We start from the raw sequence: 26,058 nt of genomic DNA on the forward strand, positions 1-26,058 counted from the left end.
TATTGCACCCATCACTCAATCACGGATAATGCAGAGCCTTGTATTGTCCGTGATTGAGACGCCTGAATATGACCACCACTGCTCGTGAACTGCGCGGCCGCTTCGAAGCGTTGCGCGCCAACAAATTCTTCGAAAGCTTTGTCATTGCGGTCATCGTAGTCTCCGCCTTACTCATCGGGGCCAAAACCTACGATGAAGCCAGTCGCTTTGAACAAGTCATGCGCTGGTTTGACCTCTTCATTACCTTGTTTTTCCTCGCTGAAATTCTGATTCGCATGGTGGCGGAAGAACGTATATTGCGGTTTTTTCGCAACGGCTGGAACATCTTCGATACCGTCATCGTGGTGGCGAGCCTGATCCCGGTGGATGACTCGGAAATGGTGTTGTTGGCGCGTCTGTTACGTATCTTCCGGGTGCTTCGCCTGGTGTCGATCATTCCTGAATTGCGCATTTTGATGGGCGCGCTGATCAAGTCCGTACCGCGCATGGGCTACGTATTACTGCTGATGTTTATTATCTTCTACATCTACGCCGCCATTGGGAGCTTTCTGTTCGCCGAGGTGGATGAGTTCTTATGGGGCAATATTTCGGTCGCCATGCTGACCTTGTTTCGCGTTGCGACCTTTGAAAGCTGGACTTCGGTGATGTATGGCACCATGGAGCTGTATGGGTGGAGTTGGATTTACTACCTGACGTTTATCTTTCTGACCGCCTTTGTTTTTCTCAATATGATGATCGGCATCGTACTGGAAGTGATGCAGAAGGAAAGCGCTGCCATGGAGCTCGAAAGCGGTGAAGGCGAGGCGGCGGATGTGAAATGGTTACGCGAGCAAATGGTGAGTCTGCAAGCACAGTTAGCGCGTATGGAAAACAAGCTGGACCAGAAGTAGCACGCAACAGGCCACTATGTCGGTTGCGGTTCATTGGTATCTGTGGGTTGAACAGCTATAGTGAACAGAGCACCAATGGAGTGAGTAGATACTATGACGGATGACAGGCAGCAAATCCAGGAGGTCAATGTACAGGCTGCGTTAGCGCTGCTGGACAGTACACGTACTCTGGTTGCCATTCACGACGACCATGATCGATTGGTCTACGCTAATGACGCTTATCGCGGTGCGTTTTATGTGGCCGCTGATGAAGCCGTCGATTGGTACGACATGATGCGAGACAATTTTAAGCATCAACGTGGGCCCATTATTGATTCGGACGATATAGAGTCTTGGCTGGAGTATGCACGGACGCGTCGTCGGCGTGAGCACTATCGTGAGTTTGAGGTGGATCTTATTGATGGTCGCTGGATTCGAATGACCGAAACGGTCTTGGCCGGCGTCGGTATGTTGTCTATCGGCATTGAGGTCACCGCGGCCAAGCAAACAGAGAGTTCCCTAAAAGATCAGTTTGGCCGGGCGTTACGGGAGGCTGAGACCGACCAATTAACGGGATTGGGTAATCGTCGGTTATTGGAGCGCCTTGAACGTGTGATTTTGCACGACGAACACCTGCATGAGCTGTCGGCCATTATGATTGATATCGACCACTTCAAACCCTACAACGATACTCTCGGTCATCCGGAAGGCGATGTCTGTTTGCAACGGGTGGCAGAAGTGTTGGCGGAATCGCTGCGCACCGAGCACGACAATGCGATGCGCTATGGCGGTGAAGAGTTTCTGGTGTTATTGCCGGGAACCAGCTTGGCTGTTGCTAACGAAGTCGGGGAACGTATTCGCCGCACGGTCGAGGCACAGGCCATTCCTCACCCTACCAGTGAATTCGGTGTCATTACCGTGAGCGTTGGGGTAGCGCATGTCTCAACTGAGGCGCCGGAATGTGTCAATGATGTGGTCAGTTTGGCGGATAAAGCGTTGTATGTCGCGAAGGAAGCCGGGCGTAATCGTGTGGAGGTAGGGGTCGTTGAATAAGCAAGGTTGGCGCACGATGCGGCGTTGGTGTCTGGCAGTGTTTTTGGTTTGTGCATCAGCCAGCAGTTACGCCGATGTCGATTGGCGCGAAGTTAGCTTGAGTATTGGTTCACGCGCATTGATCGCTGAAGTGGCGGCGACTCCTGATGAACGTTCGTTAGGCCTGATGAACCGTGAATTTATGGCGGAAGATCGCGGTATGGTGTTTGTGTTTGAACAGCCCGGCTACCATTGTTTTTGGATGCGTAACACGTTGATTCCGTTAACGGTGATCTTCCTTGATGCACAGCAACGCATATTCCAAACCAACGATATGCAGCCCCTGTCCGAGCAAGTGCATTGCGCCAATCAGCCAGCGCATTTTGCCTTAGAAGTGAATCAAGGCTGGCTGCAGCGACAGGGCTTACAATTGCAGTTGCGTCGTCCTGGCGGACTGTATGTGGAGTCCACCCCTCCACTGGCGAGCTTTTTGGCACCTTAACAGGTCAGCCCTCAGCCAACATTCTCGCCTTGCTAGCACAAATAGGCGCTCAGTTGTTTGGCGAAAATGGCATGCGAAAGAAACGCTCAAATTCGCGGCGCTCTGTTTGTATTGTTGGCAGGTGGGCCCACGCAAAGGACACTTCGGCACCGGGGCCGCGTTGACTCAAGCGGTAACAATCCAGCGCACTCACACAGCCAATCTTTGGATAGCCACCGATGGTCTGGCGGTCTTGCAATAAAATAATAGGCTGCCCATCGGGCGGGATCTGTACACTGCCCAAGGCAATGCCTTCCGAGATGAGCCCCTGTGCCGGTGGCGATACAGCCGGGCCTTGTAGGCGATAGCCCATGCGGTCGAGCTGATCGGTGAGGCGGTAGGGGGCGGAACAAAGCTGGTGCTGCGCTGACGCCGAGAATTGCTCGTATTGATACCCCGCAACCACCCGCAAGGTTAAAGGTGCCGCATAGTCAGGAATGAACTGCGGGGGCACCTGATGCAATACCTTGCGTGACATAGGGCGGTAAGGCAATACATCACTGCTCTGCAGCGCGGCGCCGTTGATTCCTCCAATGCCTTCGCGTACCACCACGGACCGACTGCCAAAACGCTGCGGTGTCATAAAGCCTTCTGACACAGCTAAGTAAGCGCGCAAGCCAGAGGCTGCGCCCTGTTGTGGGTGCTGAAACGAGAGCTCGTCGTCCGGACCAACATGCAGAGAACACCAGTGTCGGTGTGGTTGTCCATTGAGGCGAAGGCCCAAGTCGGCTCCGGTTACTGCGATGGTGGTGGGCTGCGTAAAGGTGACACTGAACAGGCCGATGGTGACTTCTACCGTGGCCGCTGTCGCCGGATTGCCAAGCAGCCGATTGGCCCAGTGGTGTGCATGCAGGTCAGCGGCACCACCGGCTGTTAACCCGTACTTGCCACCGAGCACGCGCCCGGTGTCTTGAAGTAAGGCCAGGGCACCAGCTTGTTGGACCAGCAGACTCATGGTACTCCGCCTTGAGCCAGGAACTCAGCTTCGGTGATCGCCATAAAACGAACGCGGTCGCCGACTTGCAGGGTTGCTGCCATCGAGTCTGGTGCCTCATGATCAAACAGTTTTTTTGCCGTACGCCCGACGATTTGCCAGCCGCCGGGTGAGCAGCGCGGGTAGACGGCGGTCTGTCGGTCGGCAATCGCCACACTGCCTGCGGGTACTTGCGTGCGTGGGGTAGCTTTGCGCGGCGTGGCAAGGGCCGGGTCGACTTCGCCCAAAAAGCCGAAGCCGGGGGCGAAGCCCAAGGCATACACTTGATAGACCGGCCGGGTATGCCGCTCGATCACTTCGCTGACACTGAGTCCACGAGCGTTGGCCAATGAGAGCAGGTCGAGCCCTACTTGGGGGTCATACCAAACGGGAATGTCGATGTGCCGCCCGGGCACCGTGACAAGGCTGCCATCGGTCAGTTGCGCGTGCAATCGGTGTATGCGCTCAACAAGGGATGCCTCATCGATACACAGCACGTCGTAGGTAACCAACAGCGTGGTGTACGACGGCGTGAGGTCCACCACGGCCGGAACCAATTCTGTTTCAATCAGTTGCGTCAACGCCATGATGTGCGGTGTTAACTGGGCGTCAACACGATTACCGAAGGTCAGCATTACCGCATTCTCAGCAACGGAAGCCGCCTTCACTCACCGACCCCCAGCGCCTGTCGAATGGCGGCTACTGCAGCGAGTGCCTCGGCATTGTCACCGTGCACGCAGAGACTGTCGGCGGGTAAATCCAGCCAGCGCCCGCTGGCCGACTCAATACCCTGCTTGTGGGTAAAGCTCAGCGCTTGTGCGACTATGTCTTCCGGGTCGTGCAGTACCGCACCCTGCTCGCGTCGTGAGAGCAAGCGACCGGTATCGTCATAAGCACGATCGGCAAAAGCTTCCAGGATCAGCGTTATGCCGACTTCCTGGGCCATGGCGCGATGGGATGCATGATCACAGGTCACTGGAATCATCAGTGGGCATTGGTCATCGTAGGTGGCAATCGCGAGCATAACCGTATGCAGCAGCTCAGGGTCGGCCATCATGTCATTGTTCAATGCGCCGTGCGGTTTAATGTGATCGACGGTGATGCCGTGGATACGAGCCAAGCCCTGCAGCGCGCCGACCTGATACCATATAAGGGTTTTGACTTCTTCAGCGGACAACGCCATTGAGCGCCGACCGAAACCGACTAAATCCGGGTACGCCGGATGAGCCCCCACGCTGATCTTGTGCTGTGCTGCCAGCGCAAGGGTACGATGCATAGTGACTGGGTCTGAGGCATGAAAGCCACAAGCGATGTTGGCTTGATCGATGTATGGCATGACATCAGCGTCCTGGCCCATGGTCCAAGCGCCAAAGCTTTCACCTAAATCACAGTTCAGTTTCACGATCGATTCTCCCCGCAATGGAGTAGGCATCATACCGTATTGGGCGTCGGGATGCCTGCTGATCAGAGGTGTGGAAGGTTAAACAACTGCTGTAAAAAGCCCGCTTCGCGCAGTCGATCCAGCGCTTGACGCAGAGGCTCAGCATAAGGTTGATAGGGGCTGAGATGTGATAGGTAGAGGTGGCCGACTTGCGTACGTGTAATCACGCTGGAATGAAATTGGTCGGCTGTGATGCCTAAACGTTGGGCGGCATTGTAAACTGCTTGGTCGGTGGTCACGATGGCGTCTACCCTGCCGCGCTGCAATAACTGCAGGGCATGCGCGCCGTCTTCAGCAGGGATTTTTATCGCATCAAATTCGGCGAAGACTTCGCCGTAATAGGTGCCGCGAATAAAGCCTACTCTCCGCCCGACGAAATCGTCCAACTCGGGGGTGCCCTGAGCGGGCACGGCCAATACCGTCAACAGGGTGAACGACTCAATGATGATGCCCAGGCTGATGGCGTCGGGATTGAGGGTGGGGTCGGCAAACAAATAAGCAAAGTCAGCGGTGCCATCGGCAATCCCGTTAATGGCCCGCAAGTGCGGTCGGAGTTCGACGCGGGCTTCAAGCTCCGCTTCAAGTAATAGCCTATCGGTAAGAGTGACCAACAATCCAGCCGGTTGACCGTCATCGTCGTAGCCCCAAGGCCACACATCGGCAATGGCAAAGAATGGCAATTCAGACGAGCGGTCAGTGGTGGCATCGGCCGTCGAATTCAAGGAGAAGGTCAGTAGCGCAGCCAATAAACAGAGCACGCGCGTGCTGTTGATTTTGCACAAGCACATCAGATGTCGGAGCCTTTTTTGTCGTTATTGTCGAACACCTCATAGTCGAATATACGCCACTAAGTGGCGTCCTGCCACTATTAACCTATGCTGGCGTGTTCTCTATGGGTAAACTGAGCCTGCTGGGCGGCGCCGTTTACCGGTGAGACGCCTGAGCGCAAAAGTGCTAAGGTGCGTGTGGTCCAGATTACAATCATCAACATCATCCCAGTCACGGTTCTCATATGCTGCCATCATTCGACACTCTGCCTCCGTGGCTCACCTACTGGGTCGATTTGTTGCGCTCAGCGGGGAAGAACTGGCTGGAAACCAAGGCGTTCATTCACGCGGCGGCCCTGGCTTTTTTTACCGTGTTTTCTATAGCGCCGGTCTTAATTGTCGTCGTCACCATCACTGGCATGGTACTGGGGGAATCGGCGGCCGAAGGTCGTTTGATGGAATATGTTTCGGCGTTGATCGGTGCGGACGCGGGCCAGTTGGTGGAAGATGCCGTGATGAATGCTCAGCTGGATCGCGGTGGCCTTGCACCCACGCTGATCGGTTTGGTGGCTATTGTGGTTGGTGCTACCACGGTGTTCGCACAGATGCAGCAATCTCTGAACGCCATCTGGGATGTGGTCCCTAAGCCGAATCGCAGCGGCGTTCTGTTGTATCTGAAACAGCGTCTGCTTTCGTTGACGGTGGTGTTGTCGATTGGCTTTTTGCTCTTGGTGTCGCTGGTGTTGAGTGTCGCTGTGCAGGCGGTACTGTCTTATGCGGACCAATGGGTTTCGCTGTCGCCACGCGCGGTGATCGGGGCTGACCTCATTGGCTCGGTCTTGGTGATCAGTTTGTTGTTTGCGGCCATTTTCAAGGTGTTGCCGGATGTACGTCTGCGCTGGTTCGACGTGTTACCGGCGGGGCTTTTGACCGCCGTCTTATTCATCCTGGGGCGTTATCTGATGGCGCGCTACCTGACGAATACCGCCATTGCCTCGGCTTACGGCGCGGCCGGTTCCTTGGTGCTGCTGTTGATGTGGGTGCATTACTCGGCCTTGATTCTGCTGTTCGGTGCGGCCTTTTCGCGCGCGCAGCTTGAAGCGCGCGGTCGGGTTATTCGTCCCACGCACGGCGCTGCGTTGGTAACGCGTCAGTTGCTGTAATCTTTTATGAGTAGCCTACAGGGAGCATCTAAAAACCTCAGAGGCTTGAGAAAAGGGGTTTTTTATATGCTCCCTACAGATTCATGCGGTCGGACAGAAAGTCTATGAAGGTACGCACCTTCGCCGACAAATAGCGCCGACTGGTATACACCGCGTAGAGGCGGCTTTCTTGCGGGCAGTAAGCGGGTAGGATGCGCAGTAGATTGCCTAACTCGATTTCCCGGTCTGCCAAGCCGCCGGGAATGATGGTAATGCCCATGCCGTTGAGCGCCGAGGCGAGCAGCAGCGATTCATTGTTCGATTGCAGTACCGGTTTTAGAGCCACCGTCACCTCGCCGTCCGGCCCGGTCAGCGTCAGTTCCGCATTTTTCACCAGTGAATAGCTCAGCATATCGTGCGTGGCCAGTTCACTGGGGTGCGTTGGAGAGCCGCGCTGAGTCAAATAGCTCGGTGCAGCCACCAAGTGGAATTGAATCGGCATCAAAGGGCGAGCAATCAGGTGCGGTTGTAGGGTGCGACTGGCTCGCAGTGCCAGATCAAAGCCTTCTTCGACGATGTCAACGAAGCGCCCACTGATGTCGATGTCGAACAGCACGTCCGGATACAGCGCACGAAACTCTCGCAGCAAGCCAGTGAAGTAGTCGGTGGCGAGCCACATGGGGGCGGTCATGCGGATGGTGCCGCGCGGTGTAACCGTTGCCCGACTGATGGTGGCTTCCACTTCATCCAGCTCTTCCAGCATGGTACGGCAGCGTTCTAGATAGATCTGTCCTGGCTCCGTCACGCTGAGGTTGCGGCTGTTGCGGTTCAAAAGGCGCGCCCCTAAGCGGCTTTCCAGGTTCATCACGTGCTTGCTGACCATGGCCTTAGACATGTTCAGCTGTTCGGCCGCTTGCGCAAAGCTGTGGTTGTCCACCACGGCCACCAATACCCGCATGCTGTGCAACGTATCCATACTCATGGTTTCTCAATAAGAAATGAATCGTCAATATTAATGCAGTTGATTGCCTGTGAGTAGTCTTCATACTGTGCTCACGAAACTAATTTCGAATGGCCAATCGGGCCTTTCCACAGGAGAATACTATGCTGAACATCGCCGTTGTCACTGGCAGTACACGTCCCGGTCGTAACAACATCGCCGTTGCTAACTGGGTGTTGGAAAACGCCAGCAAGCGTACAGATGCCAATTTTGAACTGGTGGACATTGCTGACTTCAACCTACCCGTGCTGGATGAAGGCATGCCTGCAGCATACGCCCAATACAGCCAAGAGCACACCAAGAAATGGTCTGCTGCCATTGCTAAATACGACGGTTACATTTTTGTCACCGCTGAGTACAACCACAGCATCACCGGTGCATTGAAAAACGCGTTGGATTACCTGAACCAGGAATTCAACAACAAAGCCGCGGGCTTTGTGGGTTACGGTTCAGCGGGCGGTGTGCGTGCCGTGGAGCACATGCGTCAAATCGCTTCTGAACTGCAGTTGGCGCACGTGCGCAACCAGGTTCAACTGTCATTGTTCACCGACTTCGAAAACTTCAGCGTGTTCAAACCCGCTGCCCAGCACGTTGATTCTTTGAACGCGATGTTGGACCAGTTGGTACCTTGGACGACCGCTATGAAAACACTGCGCTAGTATCTGCTGGTGTGGTTTAGAAAGGCGCTACGGCGCCTTTTTTTATGAGTTTTAAAGCTTAGCAAGGGATCTAAGACTCAAGTGGGATTGATCCGCCCATGCCGCGCCTCTATAGTCGGTCTACTTAACCGTCCGGCTATAAAAAGAAGAGGATCCATCATGCAGTGCCCCCATTGTCATCGCCCCATTCCCCTGTTCAGTGTTGAACGCATTTTCTCGTCATGGGTGGCGAAGCAATGTAAGCAGTGCGACAAACATTATCGCGCTCAAATTCCTGCGGCTGTGGCGATGGTGGTGGGTATTCCCTTAGTGGGCATGATTTGGCTGGCACCGGAACATTGGGGCATTGCGTATTATCTGCCCATTGGTCTGGGTTTTGGTTTGCTGTGCAATATGTTCAGTCGTTTGGTGCCGGTGGAGTCCAAAGACGTGATCTGAGAAATGCCTGCTAGCCCGATTCATGGCGGGACTGGATGTCATTACCCCTATTTTTCCTAAGAGTGCATTAACAACCGGCGGCTGTGTCGGTGCACGGATGTGACTTACGATGGCGATGCATTAATTTCTTCTACCCGTCATCGTAAGGAATCATCCAATGAAGATCGCTCGCCGCACCAGTTCACGCCCTAAGCGGATTATGTGTGTGGCACCGCTGTTGATTCTGGCGTGTGCTACCTATGGCCATACTGTGTCTCTTAATGTTGAGCTGGCGCGTGTGAACGAGCAACCCGTCGCTGCCGGCACGCTGGTTTATCGGGGCAGCACCTACCCCCTTGATGCCCTCGACGAAGCCCCGTTGTTTCATTACGAACGTCATGTGTTAACCGTTGGTCGGGATAGGGTCGCCACACACCGCACGTATGACCGGGCAGGCACGCTGATGCAGTCGGAAGCCGTTTGGACATCATCGGCGTATGATGTGCGGCAAGTAGCCATTACGGACTACCAAGGCATTGTCAGTGGCACTGCCACGGTAGATTCTGCGGCGGGCACGCTGACATTCAATGTGCTGGAAAACGGCCGTGAACGGCAAAAAACCGAGCGGCTTTCGTTGCCCTTAGTCTCAGGGCCTTCATTGTTTGGCTACATTCATCACCATTGGGACGAGGTGGTCAGCAGCGATAAGCAATCTGTGCGCTTTATCGTGTTGCAGGACATGGCGACCTACGGCTTCACCATTCGAGCCGAAGGGGTGACGGAGGGGCTGATGGTGTTCAGCGTGACCCCGACCAGCTTATTGGTGCGGTTAGTCGTGCCGTCCATGCACCTGATGTTTGATGCGCAAACTCGGCAACTGGTGCGTTTCGAAGGTCGCGTGCCTCCAAAGGACAACCGTACCGACAAGTTGAAAGCCTTGGACGCACGGGTTGAATACGAGACATTGCTGCCCCTCGATTAATAAGACAGCATCAAGCAGATAGGATCAGTAAGGGAGCCAAGGGTCTTCTTGCGCGTCTTGATAGATTGCCACGAGGAAGTCCAAAAACGCACGGGTATTGGCGGGCACAAACTGCCGAGTAGGAATGGCCGCGTACAGATGCAAGGCACCGGCGTGCCATTCGGGCAGCACAGGCTGTAAGCGGCCGTCGGCCAAAGCGCCTTGCGCCATAAAGGAGGGCAGGCCGGTAATGCCGAGCCCGGCAACCGCAGCGTTGAACAATAAATCCAGATGCCCGGTTGCGAGCAGCGCCTGCTGTGTTGGAATAGGCACGGTCGTCGGCTCTTGCGATTCGGGCAGCTCTTGGAGTATCGCAGACTGACGGTAAAGCGTCAGCTCTTTGCGCACGGCGTTGACCGCGGGCAGTAAGCCATTGTGACGTTGCAAGTCAGCCGGAGTGGCGGGTGTGCCGTGACGCGCCAGGTAACCGGGGGAGGCACACAGCACAAACGTGGCTTTGCCCAACGGGCGGGCGATGAACTCACCTTTGGTCAGCGGTTGTGGCAGCGAGATAATGGACAGGTCAAACTGGTCATTCAGCGTGGTCACCGTAGGTCGGGTGGTGACGGCAAGCTGCACGGCTGGAAACTGCTGATAAAACGCGGGCAGGTATTTAACCAATTCATGCGCCGCGAAAGCGGGTGGGCAGAGCACACGCACAGTACCGGAGGGTGCTTGGTGTGACTCGGTGACCATGGCATCGGCTTCGTCCAGATCGGCCAGTATCTGTCGCGCCCGTTGCACGTAGCGTTCGCCAATGTCAGTCAGTGCTAAACGCCGCGTCGTACGGTTCAGCAAGCGAGCGCCGAGCGCGGTTTCCAGTTCAGAAACAGCCTTGGTGACGATGGGTGGAGCTATGTTTAACGTGCGGGCCGCACCAGCGAAACTACCCGCCGCCACTACCTCTACGTAGATACGCAGAGAACGCAGTTGATCCATAACATCGTTTCCTTGGCTGTGATCGGACGAGGCTAGCATGGCATAGTAAGAGCACGTCAGCCACAATACCATGAACTCAGACTATGGAGTCCTTATGGAACCCTTGCCCAATCTTCATTGTCCCGTGTGTGGCGAACCGAACGCTTGTGCTCCGGCGGCCTCGGGCAGCTTCGACACGCCATGCTGGTGCACCGAGGTTGTCATTGACCCGGATGCATTGGCGAAAATACCTGAGCATCTGCGCCAACAAGCGTGCCTATGCAAGCGCTGTGCGACCAAAGAGAGCGCTAACGTGGACACCCGGCCAGATCAGTAACCGCGGCACAGGCAAATTCTTTGGCAATGCTCACGTCCGTGACGTAATACAGTGAGGCGAAGCCAAACTGGTCGCGCCCGAGGTTGTGGTAGACCATCCCCAAGGCAATATCCTCGGCGGTGAAGCGCTCATGATGGCGGACAAAATATTGGGCAGCACCACTGAGTGCTTCATCCGTCATCAGGCGCTGAATGCGCCGCACTCCGCCATGATAGGCTTGAATCAATAACAGGCTGTAAAGCGTATCGGCTTTGTCTTCCGGCAGGTGCCCAAAGGTTGCGTCAAAGGTCGGGTACAGATTACGGTGGTTTTGTTCCAGTAAACGAAGAGCGCAATCGATCTGCGCCATACGATGGAAATAAAAGCGCTCGGCCAGTTCGCAATCGCTCAAGGCAGCGGGTGACAACTGCATGATGCCGCGCGCGCCAGCGGCGGAATGCGACTCGCGCAAGCCACCACTTTCAATAATGGTTTTGCCCGCCAGTGTACTCAGCACTTCCGGTGGCATGCTGATGCGTCCGCGCTCGACCCAGTATTCATATGTTTGGCGAATGGCGTCGTGCAGGCTAATAGGCTCAGCCTCGGTGCCCAATGCCAAGCCGTCCCATGTACCCCAGAGCCGGGCTGATTCGTCGCTGCCCGTGTAGCGCGCCAGTGATTCTTGCAAGCGTGCATCGGGTTGGTTGCAATTTAAGGCGAAGGGGTAGCCCGCACGGCCATCTTCGCCCGCTGACCAGTTATCTACTCGTGCGTTGCTGGCCCATTGTTGGCGTTGATCGTTCAGGCGGGCTTGTGTTTCGACGCGGTCTTCGCTGTTAATGATGTAGCCGAGAAAGGCAGCGCGGCGATCAAAGAATACATGACGATTAGGATTTTCACAGAAAGCTTCGCCATTCAATACCCAGCGGCGGATGGTTAACAGGTTGCTGTGCATACCCTGGCTGACCCAGTACGGGCTTTGCCTGATAACGTCCTGCCAGTCATTCAATGGCGCCGGAGCCGGTGCGTCCGGCTCGGCGGAGTTTGTTTGCGCCGCAGTGTTACTCGAGAGCAGTGCCCAAAGGCAGAGCACGGCAAGGAATCCTGCTAGCAGAGGATGACGTCGCATAGTCATTGGCCGTGAATTAAAGTAGTAAGAGCAAGGGTCATTACCTATAGTCTTTCATGATTGGGTGCTGATATTAAACCCCCTTTGCTGCTTAACGACATTAGGGAGCGAGAACTGGCCATGGCGCACGCGTTTCATCTGAACTGTGAACTGCATGATTACTTGGAAATCGCCTGTACCTTTGAGTATCAGGTCATACTGAGCTTGCGTAATGGCGAACAATTAGTTGGACGTTGCGTGACGACCAGCGCACAAAACGGTGAAGAGTTTTTATTGTTTCGCTGTGCCGGCGAACTGCGGCGCATTGCCTTACAAGATCTGGGCAGTATGCGTGTGCAGACATCCAAAGCATTGTTTGGTAGCGTGACATTTCATTGAGACACAATAATGATAGGGAAAGACAACGATGCACACTCATTTGATTTTTTGGCCCGTGCTGGCGCAAGTACTGCTGACCATCAGCATGTTCGGACTGTTGGGCTGGCGGAAAGCGCAGGCTTTAAAAGCCGGTGGTATTGATCTGAAGGCGGTGAAACTGAACAACAACGCATGGCCGGACAGCGTGGTGCAGGTAGGCAACAACATCAACAACCAGTTTGAAACGCCGGTGTTGTTTTACATTTTAGCCGTGGCGTTGTTCATGCTGGGTGCGGTAGACACCGTGGTGATTGCGCTGGCATGGCTGTATGTCGGTTTGCGAGTAGCACATGCGGTGATTCATGTGACGACGAATCGCGTGCCTATGCGCATGAAGGTGTTTACTGCAGGTATGCTGGTGTTGATTATCTTAGCGGGCATGCTGGGCTGGCAGCTTACCTTGCTCTAACCGAATTAAGGGCGCCCAACATGACTGCTGGGCGCCCTTAATTCTAGCGTACACCGCTTAGCGGTATTCTTCTGTGCTCGGGCAACTGCACACAAAGTTACGGTCGCCGAACACGTTGTCGACACGGCTGACCGCAGGCCAGAACTTCGCTGCTCGAGTGGCGCTGGACGGGAATACAGCGGTTTCACGGCTGTACGGATAGTCCCATTCCTTCACCAGATCGAACTGCGTGTGCGGGGCATTGACCAACGGGTTGTTGTCCGCTGGCCACTCGCCGCTTTGCACGCGCGCGATTTCCTGCCGAATACCCTTCATGGCTTCAATAAAGCGATCCAGCTCAGCTTGTGATTCCGATTCCGTCGGCTCCACCATCAAGGTGCCAGGTACGGGGAATGACATGGTCGGCGCGTGGAAGCCGTAGTCCATCAAACGCTTGGCGATGTCTTCTTCCGAAATACCGCTGGCGGCTTTCAAGGGGCGAATGTCGAGGATGCACTCGTGCGCTACGCGACCCTTGGTGCCGCGATACAGAATCTCGTAGTCATCGGCCAGTGCGTCCGCAATGTAGTTGGCGTTTAGAATGGCGACCTCGGTTGAGCGCTTCAAGCCGTCTTTGCCCAGCATGCGGTTATACATCCACGTGATGGGTAAAATACTGGCCGAACCAAAAGGTGCTGCCGACACCGCACCCGCGCCGTTGCCGTTCACACTGTGACCGGGCAAGTAAGGAGCAAGGTGCGACCGCACGCCGATGGGGCCCATGCCAGGGCCGCCGCCACCGTGTGGAATGGCGAAGGTTTTGTGCAGGTTCAGGTGCGATACGTCGGAGCCGATCAGCGCCGGGTGGGTTAAACCCACTTGCGCGTTCAGGTTGGCACCGTCGAGGTACACTTGGCCGCCGTGCTCGTGAATGATCTTACACAGCTCCGATACGCCTTCTTCAAACACGCCGTGCGTGGAGGGGTAGGTGATCATACAGGCCGACAACTTGTCACCCGCCGCTACCGATTTGGCGCGCAGGTCGTCGAGGTCCACGTTGCCTGAATCGTCGCAGTTCACGATGACGACCTTCAAACCCATCATCGCAGCAGTCGCTGGGTTGGTGCCGTGCGCCGAGGCCGGGATCAAGCAGATGTCGCGCTCGCCTTCACCCTTGGCCGCTTGGTAGCGACGAATGGCCAGCAAACCGGCGTATTCGCCCTGGGCACCGGAGTTCGGTTGTAAGGAAAATGCATCGTAACCGGTCACGGCGATGAGTTGCTGCTCCAGTTCTTGCAACATGATCTGATAGCCCTTGGCTTGCTCGACCGGCGCAAAGGGGTGCATGTTGGCGAATTCCGGCCAACTGACCGGAATCATCTCAGCGGTCGCATTCAACTTCATGGTGCAGGAACCCAGCGGGATCATGCCGTGCACCAAGGAGTAGTCACGATTTTCCAAGCGGCGAATGTAGCGCAGCATTTCGGTTTCGCTGTGGTAACTGTTGAAGACCGGGTGCGTCAGCACCGCATCGGTGCGCCGCCACGCTGCGGGAATGCCGGTTTCACCGCTCTGCATCAATTCGCTGTCTAGAGCGCTGACGGACAAGCCGTGGCCTTCGCCCAGAATCAGATCCAGCAGCTGCATGACGTCATCTTTGGTGGTGGTTTCATCGAAACTGACACCGGCACGACCATCGTCAAAGCGGCGCAAGTTGCAGCCTGCGCGCACGGCCCGTTCGTGCAGTCCGGCGTCCGCGGCAAAAGTCAGAGTATCAAAATAGGTGCTGTTGGTGGTCACGCCCCCCAGCTTCAAACCACGCGCCAGAATACTGGTTAAGCGGTGTACACGTTCAGCGATGGTGCGCAGACCGTCGGGTCCATGGTACACAGCATAGAAGGCCGCTAAGTTCGCCAGCAGAGCCTGCGCGGTACAAATGTTGGACGTCGCCTTTTCACGGCGAATGTGTTGTTCGCGGGTTTGCATGGCCATGCGCAAGGCCGTGTCACCGTGGCGGTCTTTCGATACGCCGATGATGCGACCCGGTACTTGGCGTTTCAGGTCATCTTTGGCGGCAAAGAAGGCCGCGTGCGGACCACCATAACCCATGGGTACACCGAAACGTTGTGCTGAACCGAAGACAATATCGGCACCCAGTTCACCGGGCGAGCGCAGTAACAACATCGCCAACAAGTCTGTGGCCACCGCCACCATGGCACCTTGGTCTTGTGCGGCTTTGATCAGGGCAGCCAAGTCGCTCACTGTGCCTTCGGTGTCCGGGTACTGGAACAGTGCACCAAACGGCTGGTAATGGCTGATTTTCTCGGCCGGAGCAACCACCAACTCCCAACCAAAATAGTGAGCGCGCGTGCGCAACACGTCCAATGTTTGCGGGTGCACGGTATCGGCCACGAAGAACACTTCGCTCTTGTTGCGTGCGTTGCCACGCTTACACAGCGCCATGGCTTCTGCTGCCGCGGTTGCTTCATCCAACAGGGAGGCGTTTGCCAACGGCATGCCGGTGAGGTCCATCACCACTTGTTGGTAGTTCAACAGAGACTCAAGACGGCCCTGCGAGATTTCCGGCTGGTAAGGCGTATAGGCAGTGTACCAAGCGGGGTTTTCTAGTACGTTGCGCTGAATGACCGCTGGCATACGGGTTGGGTAATAGCCTTGGCCGATGTAGCTCTTAAGCACTTGGTTTTGCTGCGCCAGTGCTTTCAGTTCTTCCAGCGCATCGGTTTCAGATAAGCCAGCATCCATTGGGAGGTCGTGGCTGAGGCGGATGGCCGCAGGGACGACTTGCATCATGAGTCCATCGAGTGACTCCGCACCGAGTGTTTGCAGCATGGCGTGCTGTTCATCGGCGGACGGGCCCACATGGCGTTCGGTGAAACTGTGGCTAACGAGGTCGGCCAGAGGTTTTTGCGTGGTGTTGCCTGTACTCATGAGGAGTCTCCCAAAAATGCTATCAGTCGGCCAGTGATTGAGTATAGTCGTCGGCGCTCAACAGGGCATCGACATCGGCCGCATTGCTGGGCTGCAAACGCAGAATCCAACCGGCGGAGTGGGCGTCGTCATTGACGGTGTCCGGGCTGTCAGTCAGGGCTTCGTTCACGGCAACGATGGTGCCGGCCACCGGGGCATAGATGTCAGACGCGGCTTTTACGGATTCAATGACGGCAATTTCTTCACCGGCGGCGACTTCGCGGCCTTCTTCGGGCAGTTCAACAAATACGATGTCGCCCAGCAGTTCTTGCGCGTGGTCGGTAATGCCCATCAGATAGACACCGTCGGTGTCGGCTTTTAGCCATTCGTGGGTCGCGGTGTATTTGCGGTCAGCCGGTGCGTTAGACATAAAATTGTCCTGTATTTGTTATGAATGAGGGGCAGGTTGATAATGGCGCGAGCCTAGCAAGCTGGGTGCAGTCGATCAACAAAAATTTCTTATCGGAAACATAAGCTAAATTTGTTCCCAATGGCGTATGATGTACTGGTCTGGAATAATTCAGTGGCTTCTTTGCCAATGTTGAAGTGTTGCTGGGCGCGGTGAGCAAGTTCGGTAGGCCTTTGCAGGGGCATTTGCCGCCATGGATGGCGGCAGTGAGCCTCCATGGATGGATTCACGGCGTCCCCGAAAAGGCCTACCGAACTTGTAATCCGTGCCTATCGAATTGCAAAAGAAAGAGTTTAGATAATGCCCGAAGAACCGCAGTTTCTGCGCGATCAGCGCAAAGAGCCGCTCACGGTAGAGCGCGAAGGTGGTGTAGAAGCCACGGTAGAGCCGTTAAAGCTGGGCGAACGCGTGCGTGCGATTCGACTGAATCAAAAGCTCACGTTGGAAGAGGCCGCGAAGTTGACGGGCTTGGCGCGGTCTACTCTGTCAAAAATTGAAAACGAGCAGATATCACCGACGTTCAGCGTGGTGACCAAGCTCGTGCGCGGCCTCAATATCGACGTGCCGCAGTTGTTCAGCCAGCCCAGCTCCGGCCCCAGCGCCGGTGGCCGTCGTGACATCACGCGCAGCGGCGAAGGCAAGCCCCACCCTACGCCAACGTATGAGCATGAGTTGCTGGCCACGCAACTGACGCACAAGAAAATGATTCCGTTCCGGACGCGCGTGCACGCCCGTGATTTCGCCGCTTTTGGTGGTTGGGTGCGGCACGAAGGCGAGGAGTTTCTGTATGTCTTGGACGGGTCAATACTGCTGTATACCGAGTTCTATGAGCCCATCGAACTGTTTGCGGGGGATTCAGCGTATTACGATTGCAGCATGGGGCATGCGTTGGTATCGACCAGCGAACAAGATGCCTTCGTCCTATGGGTCACTGCTTAAAACCCGCTTTTACTCAATCTGGCGTTGTTAAAAATCCCCTTAATTCGCTCGTTTACTCGATGTGAACGTCGCTCATTGCGGGGATTTTTGCCTAGCCAGATTTTCGCCTCTTCGGGTTTTCCTTGTTCATATCTTCCCTGGTTTCGTGGTCATTTTTGCCTTGCTAGTATTTCGCTCGTGACGCTTTAAGTCAGAGCCACGCCATTCCAACTTATCTAAAGGAATCTGTTCATGGCGGGGATTCTTGCCTAGCCATATTTTCGCCTCTACGGGTTTTGCCTGATACATAAGAAAGCAGTTAGCATGGACTTCGGACGAAGTTTCCTATTGGAAACACGATGGACTTGGTGCATCATGGGCAAAAATTAAACACCCCAGCATAAGGTGATCTCCATGACCGAACAGACTGCGCTGCTTACCACCCCTCTGAACGATCTTCATATTGAACTCGGTGCCCGTATGGTGCCTTTCGCAGGCTATTCCATGCCGGTTCAGTACCCTTTGGGTGTCAAGCAAGAGCACCTGCATACGCGCGCTGCAGCGGGGCTGTTCGATGTGTCTCATATGGGCCAGTTGTGGTTGACGGGCGATAATGTCGCAGCCGAGCTGGAAAAGCTGTTGCCGATTGATGTGATTGATCTGCCCGTGGGCAAGCAGCGTTATGCGCTGCTGACCAGCCCGGAAGGCGGCATTTTAGATGACTTGATGGTTACCAACTACGGGGATGCAGGCTATTATATGGTGGTCAACGCGGCCTGCAAAACGCAGGACATCGCGCATCTGCGTCAACACCTGTCTGCCAGCGTCCAGCTTGAGGTGTTGGAAGACCGCGCCTTGGTGGCGTTGCAAGGCCCTAAAGCGGCGGAAGTGCTGAGCCGCTTGAATCCTGATGTGGCGTCCATGGTATTTATGGACAACCAGAAAATTAAACTCGACGGGGTCGACTGCTACGTTTCTCGCAGCGGCTATACCGGCGAAGATGGCTATGAAATTTCCATCCCGAACAGCGACGCCGTGCGCCTGTGCCGTTTGATGTTGAATGAAAGCGAAGTAGAGTTTATTGGCTTGGGCGCACGCGATTCATTGCGCCTTGAAGCGGGTCTTTGCCTGTACGGGCACGACATGAACGCCACGACCACGCCATTGGAAGCCAGCCTGATTTGGGCCATTTCCAAAGCGCGCCGTGCCGATGGCGAACGCCCTGGAGGTTTCTTAGGCGCCACCGTGATTCTGGATCAGATCGCCAACAAGAGCTGGACGCGCAAGCGCGTGGGCTTGAAAGGCCAAGGGCGTGCGCCGGTGCGCGAAGGCGCTGAACTGTTCGATGCAGAAGGTAATAAAATTGGCGTGGTGACCAGTGGCACCTTTGGTCCCAGCGCCGAAGCCGCCGTGGCCATGGGTTATGTGCTGACCCCGCACAGTGCATTGGAGACGGAAGTCTTCGCCGATGTGCGCGGAAAGAAACTGCCGATGACGGTGAGCGCCATGCCGTTTGTGCCGCAGCGGTATTACAGAGGATAAGTTTCCCGGGCAGAGCAAACCTCGCGATCAGTCGCCGTCAATAGTGCGGCGACTGTCAGGTGAAAAACTCGGCATTCCAAGGTAGAATGCCGCTCGTTTTTTGCTCAGGGTGTACAGTACGACCATGAAATTGATCACCGAGCTGGTTCACCCGAGACTGAACAGTAAAGAAGGGCGTATTTTGCGTCGTCACGCGGCGCGCGGCATTGTTCTGCGTGCTGAACAAATCTTGCTGTTGTATACCGAACGCTACAACGATTTCAGTTTGCCCGGTGGCGGTATCGATGAAGGCGAAGACATCACTGTTGCGTTATGCCGTGAGCTGGAAGAAGAAACCGGAGCGCGGGATATTCAAGTCAACGAACACTATGGCTACATTGAAGAATACCGCCCGTATTGGAAGCCAGAATACGACCTGATGCACATGACCTCGCACTTCTTTCTGTGTGACGTAGCACCGACGCTGGCTGACACCAAGATGGAGAGCTACGAAATCGCCAACGGTATGCGTCCTATGTGGGTCCCGGTAGAGGAAGCGATTAAGCATAATCGCTACGTGATGTCCCGGCAGGAAGAGTCCATGGGGCAGTCGATTCAGCGTGAAACTTTCATGCTGGAAAAGGTCATGTCTGAGCTAGTGGAGCTCTAACGGATTCTCTCGTTCGTCAGCCCGTCTAACTTAAAAAAGCTTAATTCTATTGCTTTAGAAATTATCCATAGCCATAGACTATTGTATGCTTTAAGAAGATCAATTTTGAAATGTCACGCAAACCCCGTACGATGCAACCTGTTTTCAACCACTAACGTTTAATCTTAAACCTTAAGGAGCATGTTAATGATCAACACTGAGATCAAGCCATTCACAGCTACCGCCTTCAAAAGCGGCGAGTTTGTACAAGTAACGGAAGCTGACGTAAAAGGTAAGTGGGCAGTATTTTTCTTCTACCCAGCCGACTTCACCTTCGTATGCCCAACCGAACTGGGCGACCTGGCTGATCACTACGAAGAGCTGCAAAAGCGTGGCGTAGAAGTATTCTCTGTTTCAACAGACACCCACTTCACGCACAAAGCATGGCACGACAGCTCTGACACCATTGGTAAGATCGACTACTACATGCTGGGCGACCAGACGGGTACCATCACCAATAATTTCGGTGTAATGCGTCCAGGTCAAGGCTTGGCGGATCGCGCTACTTTCTTGGTTGACCCTGACGGCATCATCCAAGCAATGGAAATCACTGCAGAAGGCATCGGCCGTGACGCAGAAGATCTGCTGCGTAAAGTGAAAGCAGCGCAGTACGTTGCGTCTCACCCCGGTGAAGTTTGCCCTGCGAAGTGGAAAGAAGGCGAAGCGACATTAGCTCCTTCTTTGGACCTAGTAGGCAAAATCTAAATCCAAAGCTAGCTGCGTTGTCAGGGCTTTGTTGGAAACACCCGTAGAGTGCTCACTTAGTGCACTAAGCTCCGCCCTTCTACGGGTATTTCCGCCGCGCCCTGACGGCCTCGCTGACGCTTTGTGGCTGTATGATACCTAAGCCCGAAACACTCTGCTTTCGGGCTGTTTTAACCCCAGAATTTTATGATCGACGGTTATTCTGCTGCTCTTTTGCTAGCTGGAACGAGAAGGTTTTGCCTGACGTTTACGCAGGGAGAGCCTCACCGTCACGAACTCAAGCGGAAACAATCATGTTAGATGCAACCTTGAAACAACAGCTGGACGCCTACCTGCAACGACTCGTGAACCCGATTGAGTTGACGGTAGCCGTTGATGACAGCGCAAAATCGCGAGAACTGTTCGAGCTGGCGAAAGAAATCGAAGCCCTGAACAGCAAGATTTCTTTAACCGTACTGGACAACCCAACGGGTCGAGTTCCGCGCATGGAAGTGGGACCGAAAGGTGAGAAAGCACGGGTGACCTTCGCCGGCATCCCCATGGGACACGAATTTACCTCGCTGGTACTGGCACTGTTGCAAGCGGGTGGTTATCCATCGAAAGAAGATCAGACGCTGCAGGATCAAGCGAAAGGCCTGAGCCGCGAACTGAACTTCGAAGTGTACATTTCGTTGTCGTGCCACAACTGCCCAGACGTTGTGCAGGCGATCAACTTGATGGCGATTCTGAACCCGAACGTGAGCGCCACCATGATCGACGGCGGTGTTTTCCCGAAAGAAGTGGAAGAGCGCGGCATCATGGCCGTACCTACGCTGTTTTTGAACGGCGAAGAAATTGCCAATGGTCGTATGACATTGGCGGATATCCTGAACAAAGTCGACGATGAGGCAGATGCCAAAGCCGCCGCGTTGTTGGCCGAAAAAGCACCCTTTGATGTGCTGGTTGTGGGCGGTGGCCCTGCGGGTGCCGCTGCTGCGATCTATGCGGCGCGTAAAGGCATTCGTACCGGTATCGTCGCCGAGCGTTTCGGTGGCCAGGTATTAGACACACTGGCGATTGAGAACTTCATCTCCGTGAAAGAAACCGAAGGCCCGAAAATGGTCGCGGCGCTGGAAGAACACGTTCGCCAGTACGAAGTGGACATCATGAACAGCCAGAAGGCCGTCGCCTTGCGCGAAGGCAGCGATGGCTTGAAAGAAGTGGAGTTGGCCAACGGCGCCGTGCTGAAAAGTAAAACTGTTATTTTGGCGACCGGTGCCCGTTGGCGCGACATGAACGTGCCGGGTGAACAGGAATACCGCACCAAGGGTGTGACTTACTGCCCACACTGCGATGGCCCGCTGTTCAAAGGCAAGCCTGTCGCGGTAATCGGTGGTGGTAACTCCGGTATCGAAGCGGCGATTGATTTGGCCGGTTTGGTCGACAACGTCACCGTATTGGAATTCGCCGATACGCTGCGGGCGGATGCGGTATTGGTGCGCAAAGCGGAGTCGATGAAGAACATTCGCATCATCAAAGAAGCGCAAACCACCGAGGTGGTGGGTGCGGACGGCAAAGTGAAGAGCCTGACGTACAAAGACCGCGCCACGGACGCCATGCATGAGCTGAACGTAGACGGCATCTTTGTACAGATCGGTTTGGTGCCAAACACCGAGTTCTTGAAGAGCACCATCGAACTGACGCCGCGCGGGGAGGTCATCGTCGACGCGCACGGCCAGACGAGTATGAAAGGTGTTTTTGCCGCCGGTGACGTTACTACAACACCGTACAAGCAGATCATTGTGTCGATGGGTTCAGGCGCGACCGCAGCCTTGGGGGCGTTTGACTACCTGATTCGTAACTAGGTTGCCGACAAGGCTCTGGCGCATAACTGTGCGTCGCCCCCAAAAAGCCTGACCGTAATGATACGGTCGGGCTTTTTGTATTTGAGCAAGGGCTGCGACGGCTGTCCATGATTGGTGTAGTGCTGTTAGTATAGTTTGTATTAGCGAAATGAAAGGTTTCTAAAATGCATAAAGTTTGTCGGGTGGCTTCATTTTGGCTGCTATGCTGCTGCGCCCTAGTGCTGTCGGCCGCCGTGGGTGCGACGGCACCGTCAGTTTTTGATCCTGCTCGTTTATTGATGCAGGGTCAGAACTCACTTAGCCAAAGCGATGTTGAGGAAATACTTGGTAGTGCCATTGCTGCTAACATTCGAGTGCCTGCAGAGCATCTTGGCGTAGCCTTTTATGACATGCGCTCTGGTCAAGCCTTCGATCGCACTGAAATACGCGCGCTAATGGGAGCCGTACGCCAAGATGGTGCCTATGAACTGTTAGCGATGGTTGAACAGTTGACGGGAGGTCGCTTGCCGCTTGCCTTGGAGCAGTTGCAGGATTTGATGGATGCGGCTTATTTAGCGAGCATGCGTAACCCGCCAGCCTATATTGATATAGAGTTTTATGATCGCCGTACCGGGCCAACGGGTATCGGCGGCGGCGTATCGGGGAGCACACCAGAATGGCAGCCGTCTCCCCCTAGTTCATCGAAAAGTCAGTCGCGCAAACAGCGTTTGCGCGACAGTAGGGGCATGTAGGCCGTTACATCGTATTCGTGGAATCAAAGATCTTGTCCGCATTGCCTTCGATGAAACTGTCGAACAGGATGCCATCTGGCTGGACATGCCGACGGGCGAATTCATAGAAACAGCTTGGGATCGTCCGCGTTTCACCGCCAGCAAAGGTTACCTCTACCTTATCCGCCATGGTTGACGACTGTTCCAGGAACAGCGCTGGAGAACCCTTCACCAAACCACCGACTTGATTCAGGGCATAACCCTCGTCCAACAACAGCTGATTAACCTGCTCGATGGTGGAGAAGTGTTTTAGATGGTTAATGCTGACCGTAAAGTGGTTGGCCTGCATGCCCATGGTACTTAGCCAAGCCGCGTATTCACTGTGTTCCACCAAGGTTGAGTAGTCGGCTTCGCTGGGCATATCCCACAGACGTTTTTGCCAGAAAATCTCTGGACCTGTTACCGCATCCGCTGGAATCTCGGCGATCAGGCGGTGCAATATGTCTTGGCAATCGGCCGGTAACTCGTCGATCAGCAGCTCAGACAGAAAAATCTTTGGTGCATCTGTTTCAGATACATGCTTATAGCAACGAGCACGTAGGTGCTTATTTTCAAAACGGAACGCGCCATAGGCTTCGTAACCCATTGCGGTGAGTTGTGGCTCTAATTTATCCAACGCTATGGGTGACTGTGCAAAAGTGCGAAACGCCACATGATCATTGATCACCTCTTCACCGCGGGCCTTAAACAGTGCTTGAATGCGCTGTGCTTGCGGGGTGACATCAGTGTAGGTATCCCACAGCTGAGCAAAAAAATCGTTAACCTGCATTGAGGGTTTCTCCAAAGACGAGTCAATAGGCTGTTACTTTAGTCATGATCTAATGGCATGGCAAAAGGTAAAAATGCATGTTGTCATGCCTAAAACGCATGTGACATCATGAGTTATTGATTTCTATGGCTAGAAAGAGTGCCTTGCTATGCGCCGCTATATCCCGTCTTCAACCGCGCTGACCTGCTTTGAAACTGCAGCACGTCACCTCAGTTTCACCCGCGCGGCACAGGAGCTGCACCTGACGCAAAGCGCCGTGAGTCGCCAAGTGGGCAAGCTGGAACAATTTTTAGGACGAGAATTGTTCATTCGTTTGAATAAACGGCTGATGCTTACGCAAGCGGGCATCACTTACTACAAAGACGTCGTGGCGCTGCTCGATCAGATGGAAAACACCAGTTTACGATTGGTGCAGCGTGAAGACGAAAAAACCACATTAACGCTGTCTGTGCTGCCCACGCTGGCTTCCTATTGGTTGATGCCGCACTTGGCTGCGTTTCAGCGTGCCCATCCGCAATACCATTTAACGCTACTGGCGCTGGATGAGATAGACGCTATTGATCCCGAACGTGTTGACGTCATTGTGCACTACGGAGGTGATCATTGGCCACGTGCCCAGTCGCACCACCTTTTTCATGAGCAGGTTATCGCCGTGTGTGCTCCGGACAAAGTGGCAGAGCCTGACACGGATTGCCTACGGTATCTTCCTTTGCTGCATTTATCGACGCGCAGTAGTGCGTGGCCAGATTGGCTTGAGAAACGGGGCATTGAACGCACCGAGCTGACGGGGCCGACCTTTGAGCACTTTCATATGCTATTGGAAGCGGCTAAGCACGGCATGGGCGCCGCGATAGTGCCGACGGTGCTGGTCGAGCAGGCATTGCACGAGGGCAGCTTGATTGCTCCGTTTGGCGACGCGCTGGATACGCAACATGAATACTTGTTGTCGTACCCAGCGGATAAAGCCGATCAGGAACCCGTGGTGGCATTTCGAGATTGGATTTTAGAGGCCGTGCGGCTTTTATAGTGCTTCTACAGCAATAGCGGTGGCTTCGCCGCCGCCAATACACAGTGAAGCAACACCTTTTGTTTTGCCGTGCGTTTTCAGAGCGTGTAACAAGGTAACCAGAATGCGAGCACCGCTCGCGCCGATGGGGTGGCCCAGAGCACAAGCACCGCCGTGTACATTCACCTTGTTGGCATCCAGCTTCAGCTCCTGAATAGCCAGCATGGTGACCATGGCGAAGGCTTCGTTGATTTCATACAGATCGACGTCGTCCTTGCTCCAACCGGCTTTGGCCAACACTTTTTCAATCGAGCCAATCGGCGCAATGGTGAATTCATCGGGCAGGCGGGCGTTGGTCGCGTGGGCGACGATGCGGGCAATGGGCTTCAGGCCTTGGGCGGCGGCATCACCGGCGCGCATGATGACCATGGCTGAAGCGCCATCAGAGATGGAACTTGAATTCGCGGCGGTCAGTGTGCCGTCTTTGGCGAACGCGGGGCGCAGCGTGGGTAGCTTTTCGACGTTGGCGCGGAATGGCGGCTCATCGGTGTCGACCACGGTTTCGCCCTTGCGATCCTTGATAGTCACTGGAGCAATCTCGTTTTTGAACGCACCGCCTTCAACGGCGGCTTTGGCTTTTTCGATGGAGCGAATGGCAAAGTCGTCCATGTCAGCTCGGGTCAGGCCGTACTCGTCCGACGTTTTCTGTGCGACGCAGCCCATGGCCCCGCCGCCGTAGGCGTCTTCAAGGCCGTCGAGCATCATGTGGTCCATAACCTGGCTGTGGCCCATGCGCATGCCGAAGCGACCATTAGGCAACAGGTATGGGGCCATGCTCATGTTTTCCATGCCGCCCGCAACCACGACATCGGCGCTGCCGGCTTTGACGAGGTCATGCGCGAGCATGACGGCTTTCATGCCAGAGCCGCAGACTTTATTCATGGTCATGCAGGCGACGCTGTCCGGCAGGCCAGCACCGCGAGAGGCTTGGCGGGCGGGGGCTTGGCCCAGTCCGGCAGGCAATACGCAGCCCATGATGACTTCATTCACCAGTTCCGGTTTGATACCAGCGCTGCTGACGGCGGCCCGAATGGCGGTAGCACCCAAGTCGGTACTGCGGACGTTGCCAAGGTTACCACCCATGGCACCTGTGGGCGTCCGCTGCGCAGACACGATGACGATATCGTCGTTATTCATTTTCTTACCTCATTAACATGGTTCGATGTGACAACGATGGCCGTGGGGGTATGCCTTTACGGGGACGCCGTGAATCCGTCCCTGGAGGCTTGTTGCGGACGTCCTGTCCGCAAACACCCCTTTAAAGGCATACCCCCAAGGCCATCTTAGTAATCAACACTCTAAAACTTGTAAAAAGCTGTTTGAGAAAGC

At 54.9% G+C, this 26,058-nt stretch carries 28 protein-coding genes; 17 read left to right on the forward strand and 11 right to left on the reverse strand.

What is annotated here, in order from left to right:
• Nucleotides 1-68 precede the first annotated feature (68 nt).
• The 3 genes from NFC81_RS01905 (at nucleotide 69) to NFC81_RS01915 (ending at nucleotide 2,403) form a co-directional block, all read left to right on the forward strand.
• Entirely contained in the window at nucleotides 69-890 is an 822-nt protein-coding gene (locus NFC81_RS01905; protein WP_304995846.1) for an ion transporter, read from the forward strand.
• A 93-nt stretch (nucleotides 891-983) separates the two neighbouring features.
• On the forward strand, nucleotides 984-1,922 hold the full coding sequence (locus tag NFC81_RS01910) for a GGDEF domain-containing protein (RefSeq protein WP_304995847.1): 939 nt from the start codon (nucleotides 984-986) through the stop codon (nucleotides 1,920-1,922).
• The gene (locus NFC81_RS01915; RefSeq protein ID WP_304995848.1) at nucleotides 1,915-2,403 is read left to right on the forward strand and encodes a DUF192 domain-containing protein; all 489 of its coding nucleotides are present in this window, start codon (nucleotides 1,915-1,917) and stop codon (nucleotides 2,401-2,403) included. The genes NFC81_RS01910 and NFC81_RS01915 overlap by 8 nt, the downstream gene beginning before the upstream one ends.
• Nucleotides 2,404-2,452: 49 nt before the next feature.
• Here the strand turns inward: NFC81_RS01915 and NFC81_RS01920 are convergent, their stop codons facing one another.
• Genes NFC81_RS01920 through NFC81_RS01935 form a run of 4 tightly spaced genes read right to left on the reverse strand, consistent with a single transcriptional unit; the run spans nucleotide 2,453 to nucleotide 5,644 of the window.
• Nucleotides 2,453-3,397, reverse strand: coding sequence for a biotin-dependent carboxyltransferase family protein (locus NFC81_RS01920; RefSeq protein ID WP_304995849.1), 945 nt, complete (start codon nucleotides 3,395-3,397; stop codon nucleotides 2,453-2,455).
• Nucleotides 3,394-4,083 carry a 5-oxoprolinase subunit PxpB gene (pxpB, locus tag NFC81_RS01925; RefSeq protein ID WP_304995850.1) on the reverse strand — a complete coding sequence of 230 codons (690 nt, stop codon included), beginning with the start codon at nucleotides 4,081-4,083 and terminating at the stop codon, nucleotides 3,394-3,396. The genes NFC81_RS01920 and pxpB overlap by 4 nt, the downstream gene beginning before the upstream one ends.
• Nucleotides 4,080-4,847 (reverse strand): 5-oxoprolinase subunit PxpA, encoded by a 768-nt coding sequence (locus NFC81_RS01930; protein ID WP_304997002.1) that lies wholly within the window; start codon nucleotides 4,845-4,847, stop codon nucleotides 4,080-4,082. The genes pxpB and NFC81_RS01930 overlap by 4 nt, the downstream gene beginning before the upstream one ends.
• A gap of 32 nt (nucleotides 4,848-4,879) precedes the next feature.
• On the reverse strand, nucleotides 4,880-5,644 hold the full coding sequence (locus tag NFC81_RS01935; protein WP_304995851.1) for a transporter substrate-binding domain-containing protein: 765 nt from the start codon (nucleotides 5,642-5,644) through the stop codon (nucleotides 4,880-4,882).
• Nucleotides 5,645-5,868: 224 nt separating this feature from the next.
• On the opposite strand from NFC81_RS01935, the gene NFC81_RS01940 reads away from it, so the two are divergent.
• Complete coding sequence (locus NFC81_RS01940) at nucleotides 5,869-6,786, forward strand: YihY/virulence factor BrkB family protein (protein ID WP_304995852.1); 918 nt, start codon at nucleotides 5,869-5,871, stop codon at nucleotides 6,784-6,786.
• A gap of 73 nt (nucleotides 6,787-6,859) precedes the next feature.
• On the opposite strand, the gene NFC81_RS01945 is transcribed toward NFC81_RS01940, so the two are convergent.
• Nucleotides 6,860-7,747 carry a LysR family transcriptional regulator gene (locus NFC81_RS01945; RefSeq protein WP_304995853.1) on the reverse strand — a complete coding sequence of 296 codons (888 nt, stop codon included), beginning with the start codon at nucleotides 7,745-7,747 and terminating at the stop codon, nucleotides 6,860-6,862.
• 122 nt (nucleotides 7,748-7,869) lie between these two features.
• Here NFC81_RS01945 and NFC81_RS01950 point away from each other — a divergent pair, with 122 nt between their 5' ends.
• The 3 genes from NFC81_RS01950 (at nucleotide 7,870) to NFC81_RS01960 (ending at nucleotide 9,823) form a co-directional block, all read left to right on the forward strand.
• Nucleotides 7,870-8,424: an NAD(P)H-dependent oxidoreductase gene (locus NFC81_RS01950; RefSeq protein ID WP_304995854.1), complete on the forward strand. Its 555-nt coding sequence runs from the start codon at nucleotides 7,870-7,872 to the stop codon at nucleotides 8,422-8,424.
• A gap of 159 nt (nucleotides 8,425-8,583) precedes the next feature.
• Nucleotides 8,584-8,862, forward strand: a complete 279-nt coding sequence (locus NFC81_RS01955) for a hypothetical protein (protein WP_304995855.1) — start codon at nucleotides 8,584-8,586, stop codon at nucleotides 8,860-8,862.
• Nucleotides 8,863-9,019: 157 nt separating this feature from the next.
• Complete coding sequence (locus NFC81_RS01960; protein ID WP_304995856.1) at nucleotides 9,020-9,823, forward strand: hypothetical protein; 804 nt, start codon at nucleotides 9,020-9,022, stop codon at nucleotides 9,821-9,823.
• A gap of 24 nt (nucleotides 9,824-9,847) precedes the next feature.
• On the opposite strand, the gene NFC81_RS01965 is transcribed toward NFC81_RS01960, so the two are convergent.
• On the reverse strand, nucleotides 9,848-10,801 hold the full coding sequence (locus NFC81_RS01965) for a LysR family transcriptional regulator (protein WP_304995857.1): 954 nt from the start codon (nucleotides 10,799-10,801) through the stop codon (nucleotides 9,848-9,850).
• A 94-nt stretch (nucleotides 10,802-10,895) separates the two neighbouring features.
• On the opposite strand from NFC81_RS01965, the gene NFC81_RS01970 reads away from it, so the two are divergent.
• On the forward strand, nucleotides 10,896-11,117 hold the full coding sequence (locus tag NFC81_RS01970) for a cysteine-rich CWC family protein (RefSeq protein WP_304995858.1): 222 nt from the start codon (nucleotides 10,896-10,898) through the stop codon (nucleotides 11,115-11,117).
• Here the strand turns inward: NFC81_RS01970 and NFC81_RS01975 are convergent.
• Nucleotides 11,089-12,225 (reverse strand): hypothetical protein, encoded by a 1,137-nt coding sequence (locus NFC81_RS01975; protein WP_304995859.1) that lies wholly within the window; start codon nucleotides 12,223-12,225, stop codon nucleotides 11,089-11,091. The two genes, NFC81_RS01970 and NFC81_RS01975, sit on opposite strands and share 29 nt — an antisense overlap.
• 120 nt (nucleotides 12,226-12,345) lie before the next feature.
• On the opposite strand from NFC81_RS01975, the gene NFC81_RS01980 reads away from it, so the two are divergent.
• Both NFC81_RS01980 and NFC81_RS01985 read left to right on the forward strand, forming a co-directional pair.
• Nucleotides 12,346-12,603: a Rho-binding antiterminator gene (locus NFC81_RS01980; protein ID WP_304995860.1), complete on the forward strand. Its 258-nt coding sequence runs from the start codon at nucleotides 12,346-12,348 to the stop codon at nucleotides 12,601-12,603.
• Between the two features lie 28 nt (nucleotides 12,604-12,631).
• Nucleotides 12,632-13,051, forward strand: coding sequence for an MAPEG family protein (locus NFC81_RS01985; protein ID WP_304995861.1), 420 nt, complete (start codon nucleotides 12,632-12,634; stop codon nucleotides 13,049-13,051).
• Between the two features lie 57 nt (nucleotides 13,052-13,108).
• Here the strand turns inward: NFC81_RS01985 and gcvP are convergent, their stop codons facing one another.
• Entirely contained in the window at nucleotides 13,109-15,979 is a 2,871-nt protein-coding gene (gene gcvP / locus NFC81_RS01990; protein ID WP_304995862.1) for an aminomethyl-transferring glycine dehydrogenase, read from the reverse strand.
• Nucleotides 15,980-16,001: 22 nt separating this feature from the next.
• Entirely contained in the window at nucleotides 16,002-16,388 is a 387-nt protein-coding gene (gene gcvH / locus NFC81_RS01995; protein ID WP_304995863.1) for a glycine cleavage system protein GcvH, read from the reverse strand.
• A 339-nt stretch (nucleotides 16,389-16,727) separates the two neighbouring features.
• Here gcvH and NFC81_RS02000 point away from each other — a divergent pair, with 339 nt between their 5' ends.
• The 6 genes from NFC81_RS02000 to NFC81_RS02025 all read left to right on the forward strand — a co-directional run bounded on the left by NFC81_RS02000 (nucleotide 16,728) and on the right by NFC81_RS02025 (nucleotide 22,855).
• Complete coding sequence (locus NFC81_RS02000) at nucleotides 16,728-17,366, forward strand: XRE family transcriptional regulator (RefSeq protein ID WP_304995864.1); 639 nt, start codon at nucleotides 16,728-16,730, stop codon at nucleotides 17,364-17,366.
• 393 nt (nucleotides 17,367-17,759) lie between these two features.
• On the forward strand, nucleotides 17,760-18,887 hold the full coding sequence (gene gcvT / locus NFC81_RS02005) for a glycine cleavage system aminomethyltransferase GcvT (protein ID WP_304995865.1): 1,128 nt from the start codon (nucleotides 17,760-17,762) through the stop codon (nucleotides 18,885-18,887).
• A 124-nt stretch (nucleotides 18,888-19,011) separates the two neighbouring features.
• Nucleotides 19,012-19,536: an NUDIX domain-containing protein gene (locus NFC81_RS02010; RefSeq protein ID WP_304995866.1), complete on the forward strand. Its 525-nt coding sequence runs from the start codon at nucleotides 19,012-19,014 to the stop codon at nucleotides 19,534-19,536.
• Between the two features lie 180 nt (nucleotides 19,537-19,716).
• A complete protein-coding gene (ahpC, locus tag NFC81_RS02015; protein WP_304995867.1) occupies nucleotides 19,717-20,280 on the forward strand; it encodes an alkyl hydroperoxide reductase subunit C in 564 nt (187 codons plus the stop codon).
• Nucleotides 20,281-20,573: 293 nt separating this feature from the next.
• Complete coding sequence (ahpF, locus tag NFC81_RS02020) at nucleotides 20,574-22,124, forward strand: alkyl hydroperoxide reductase subunit F (protein WP_304995868.1); 1,551 nt, start codon at nucleotides 20,574-20,576, stop codon at nucleotides 22,122-22,124.
• Between the two features lie 164 nt (nucleotides 22,125-22,288).
• On the forward strand, nucleotides 22,289-22,855 hold the full coding sequence (locus NFC81_RS02025) for a hypothetical protein (protein ID WP_304995869.1): 567 nt from the start codon (nucleotides 22,289-22,291) through the stop codon (nucleotides 22,853-22,855).
• Nucleotides 22,856-22,859: 4 nt separating this feature from the next.
• On the opposite strand, the gene NFC81_RS02030 is transcribed toward NFC81_RS02025, so the two are convergent.
• The gene (locus tag NFC81_RS02030; RefSeq protein ID WP_304995870.1) at nucleotides 22,860-23,663 is read right to left on the reverse strand and encodes a DUF1338 domain-containing protein; all 804 of its coding nucleotides are present in this window, start codon (nucleotides 23,661-23,663) and stop codon (nucleotides 22,860-22,862) included.
• Nucleotides 23,664-23,811: 148 nt separating this feature from the next.
• On the opposite strand from NFC81_RS02030, the gene NFC81_RS02035 reads away from it, so the two are divergent.
• Nucleotides 23,812-24,690, forward strand: coding sequence for a LysR substrate-binding domain-containing protein (locus NFC81_RS02035; protein ID WP_304995871.1), 879 nt, complete (start codon nucleotides 23,812-23,814; stop codon nucleotides 24,688-24,690).
• On the opposite strand, the gene NFC81_RS02040 is transcribed toward NFC81_RS02035, so the two are convergent.
• A complete protein-coding gene (locus tag NFC81_RS02040) occupies nucleotides 24,685-25,866 on the reverse strand; it encodes a thiolase family protein (RefSeq protein ID WP_304995872.1) in 1,182 nt (393 codons plus the stop codon). The two genes, NFC81_RS02035 and NFC81_RS02040, sit on opposite strands and share 6 nt — an antisense overlap.
• Nucleotides 25,867-26,058 lie beyond the last annotated feature (192 nt).

It is taken from the genome of Salinispirillum sp. LH 10-3-1 (genome assembly GCF_030643825.1).
Classification (GTDB): domain Bacteria; phylum Pseudomonadota; class Gammaproteobacteria; order Pseudomonadales; family Natronospirillaceae; genus Salinispirillum.

What these genes read in the sequence shown, in the direction of transcription:
- NFC81_RS02040 (WP_304995872.1), bottom strand. Translation starts at nt 25,866, where the DNA reads ATGAATAACGACGATATCGTCATCGTGTCTGCGCAGCGGACGCCCACA.
- NFC81_RS01955 (WP_304995855.1), top strand. Translation starts at nt 8,584, where the DNA reads ATGCAGTGCCCCCATTGTCATCGCCCCATTCCCCTGTTCAGTGTTGAA.
- gcvP (WP_304995862.1), bottom strand. Translation starts at nt 15,979, where the DNA reads ATGAGTACAGGCAACACCACGCAAAAACCTCTGGCCGACCTCGTTAGC.
- ahpC (WP_304995867.1), top strand. Translation starts at nt 19,717, where the DNA reads ATGTTAATGATCAACACTGAGATCAAGCCATTCACAGCTACCGCCTTC.
- NFC81_RS02035 (WP_304995871.1), top strand. Translation starts at nt 23,812, where the DNA reads ATGCGCCGCTATATCCCGTCTTCAACCGCGCTGACCTGCTTTGAAACT.
- NFC81_RS01945 (WP_304995853.1), bottom strand. Translation starts at nt 7,747, where the DNA reads ATGAGTATGGATACGTTGCACAGCATGCGGGTATTGGTGGCCGTGGTG.
- NFC81_RS01920 (WP_304995849.1), bottom strand. Translation starts at nt 3,397, where the DNA reads ATGAGTCTGCTGGTCCAACAAGCTGGTGCCCTGGCCTTACTTCAAGAC.
- NFC81_RS01950 (WP_304995854.1), top strand. Translation starts at nt 7,870, where the DNA reads ATGCTGAACATCGCCGTTGTCACTGGCAGTACACGTCCCGGTCGTAAC.
- NFC81_RS01965 (WP_304995857.1), bottom strand. Translation starts at nt 10,801, where the DNA reads ATGGATCAACTGCGTTCTCTGCGTATCTACGTAGAGGTAGTGGCGGCG.
- gcvT (WP_304995865.1), top strand. Translation starts at nt 17,760, where the DNA reads ATGACCGAACAGACTGCGCTGCTTACCACCCCTCTGAACGATCTTCAT.
- NFC81_RS01985 (WP_304995861.1), top strand. Translation starts at nt 12,632, where the DNA reads ATGCACACTCATTTGATTTTTTGGCCCGTGCTGGCGCAAGTACTGCTG.
- ahpF (WP_304995868.1), top strand. Translation starts at nt 20,574, where the DNA reads ATGTTAGATGCAACCTTGAAACAACAGCTGGACGCCTACCTGCAACGA.
- NFC81_RS02010 (WP_304995866.1), top strand. Translation starts at nt 19,012, where the DNA reads ATGAAATTGATCACCGAGCTGGTTCACCCGAGACTGAACAGTAAAGAA.
- NFC81_RS02025 (WP_304995869.1), top strand. Translation starts at nt 22,289, where the DNA reads ATGCATAAAGTTTGTCGGGTGGCTTCATTTTGGCTGCTATGCTGCTGC.
- NFC81_RS01905 (WP_304995846.1), top strand. Translation starts at nt 69, where the DNA reads ATGACCACCACTGCTCGTGAACTGCGCGGCCGCTTCGAAGCGTTGCGC.
- NFC81_RS01970 (WP_304995858.1), top strand. Translation starts at nt 10,896, where the DNA reads ATGGAACCCTTGCCCAATCTTCATTGTCCCGTGTGTGGCGAACCGAAC.
- NFC81_RS01975 (WP_304995859.1), bottom strand. Translation starts at nt 12,225, where the DNA reads ATGCGACGTCATCCTCTGCTAGCAGGATTCCTTGCCGTGCTCTGCCTT.
- NFC81_RS01930 (WP_304997002.1), bottom strand. Translation starts at nt 4,847, where the DNA reads ATGCCTACTCCATTGCGGGGAGAATCGATCGTGAAACTGAACTGTGAT.
- NFC81_RS01980 (WP_304995860.1), top strand. Translation starts at nt 12,346, where the DNA reads ATGGCGCACGCGTTTCATCTGAACTGTGAACTGCATGATTACTTGGAA.
- NFC81_RS01960 (WP_304995856.1), top strand. Translation starts at nt 9,020, where the DNA reads ATGAAGATCGCTCGCCGCACCAGTTCACGCCCTAAGCGGATTATGTGT.
- NFC81_RS01910 (WP_304995847.1), top strand. Translation starts at nt 984, where the DNA reads ATGACGGATGACAGGCAGCAAATCCAGGAGGTCAATGTACAGGCTGCG.
- NFC81_RS02000 (WP_304995864.1), top strand. Translation starts at nt 16,728, where the DNA reads ATGCCCGAAGAACCGCAGTTTCTGCGCGATCAGCGCAAAGAGCCGCTC.
- NFC81_RS01940 (WP_304995852.1), top strand. Translation starts at nt 5,869, where the DNA reads ATGCTGCCATCATTCGACACTCTGCCTCCGTGGCTCACCTACTGGGTC.
- NFC81_RS02030 (WP_304995870.1), bottom strand. Translation starts at nt 23,663, where the DNA reads ATGCAGGTTAACGATTTTTTTGCTCAGCTGTGGGATACCTACACTGAT.
- gcvH (WP_304995863.1), bottom strand. Translation starts at nt 16,388, where the DNA reads ATGTCTAACGCACCGGCTGACCGCAAATACACCGCGACCCACGAATGG.
- NFC81_RS01935 (WP_304995851.1), bottom strand. Translation starts at nt 5,644, where the DNA reads ATGTGCTTGTGCAAAATCAACAGCACGCGCGTGCTCTGTTTATTGGCT.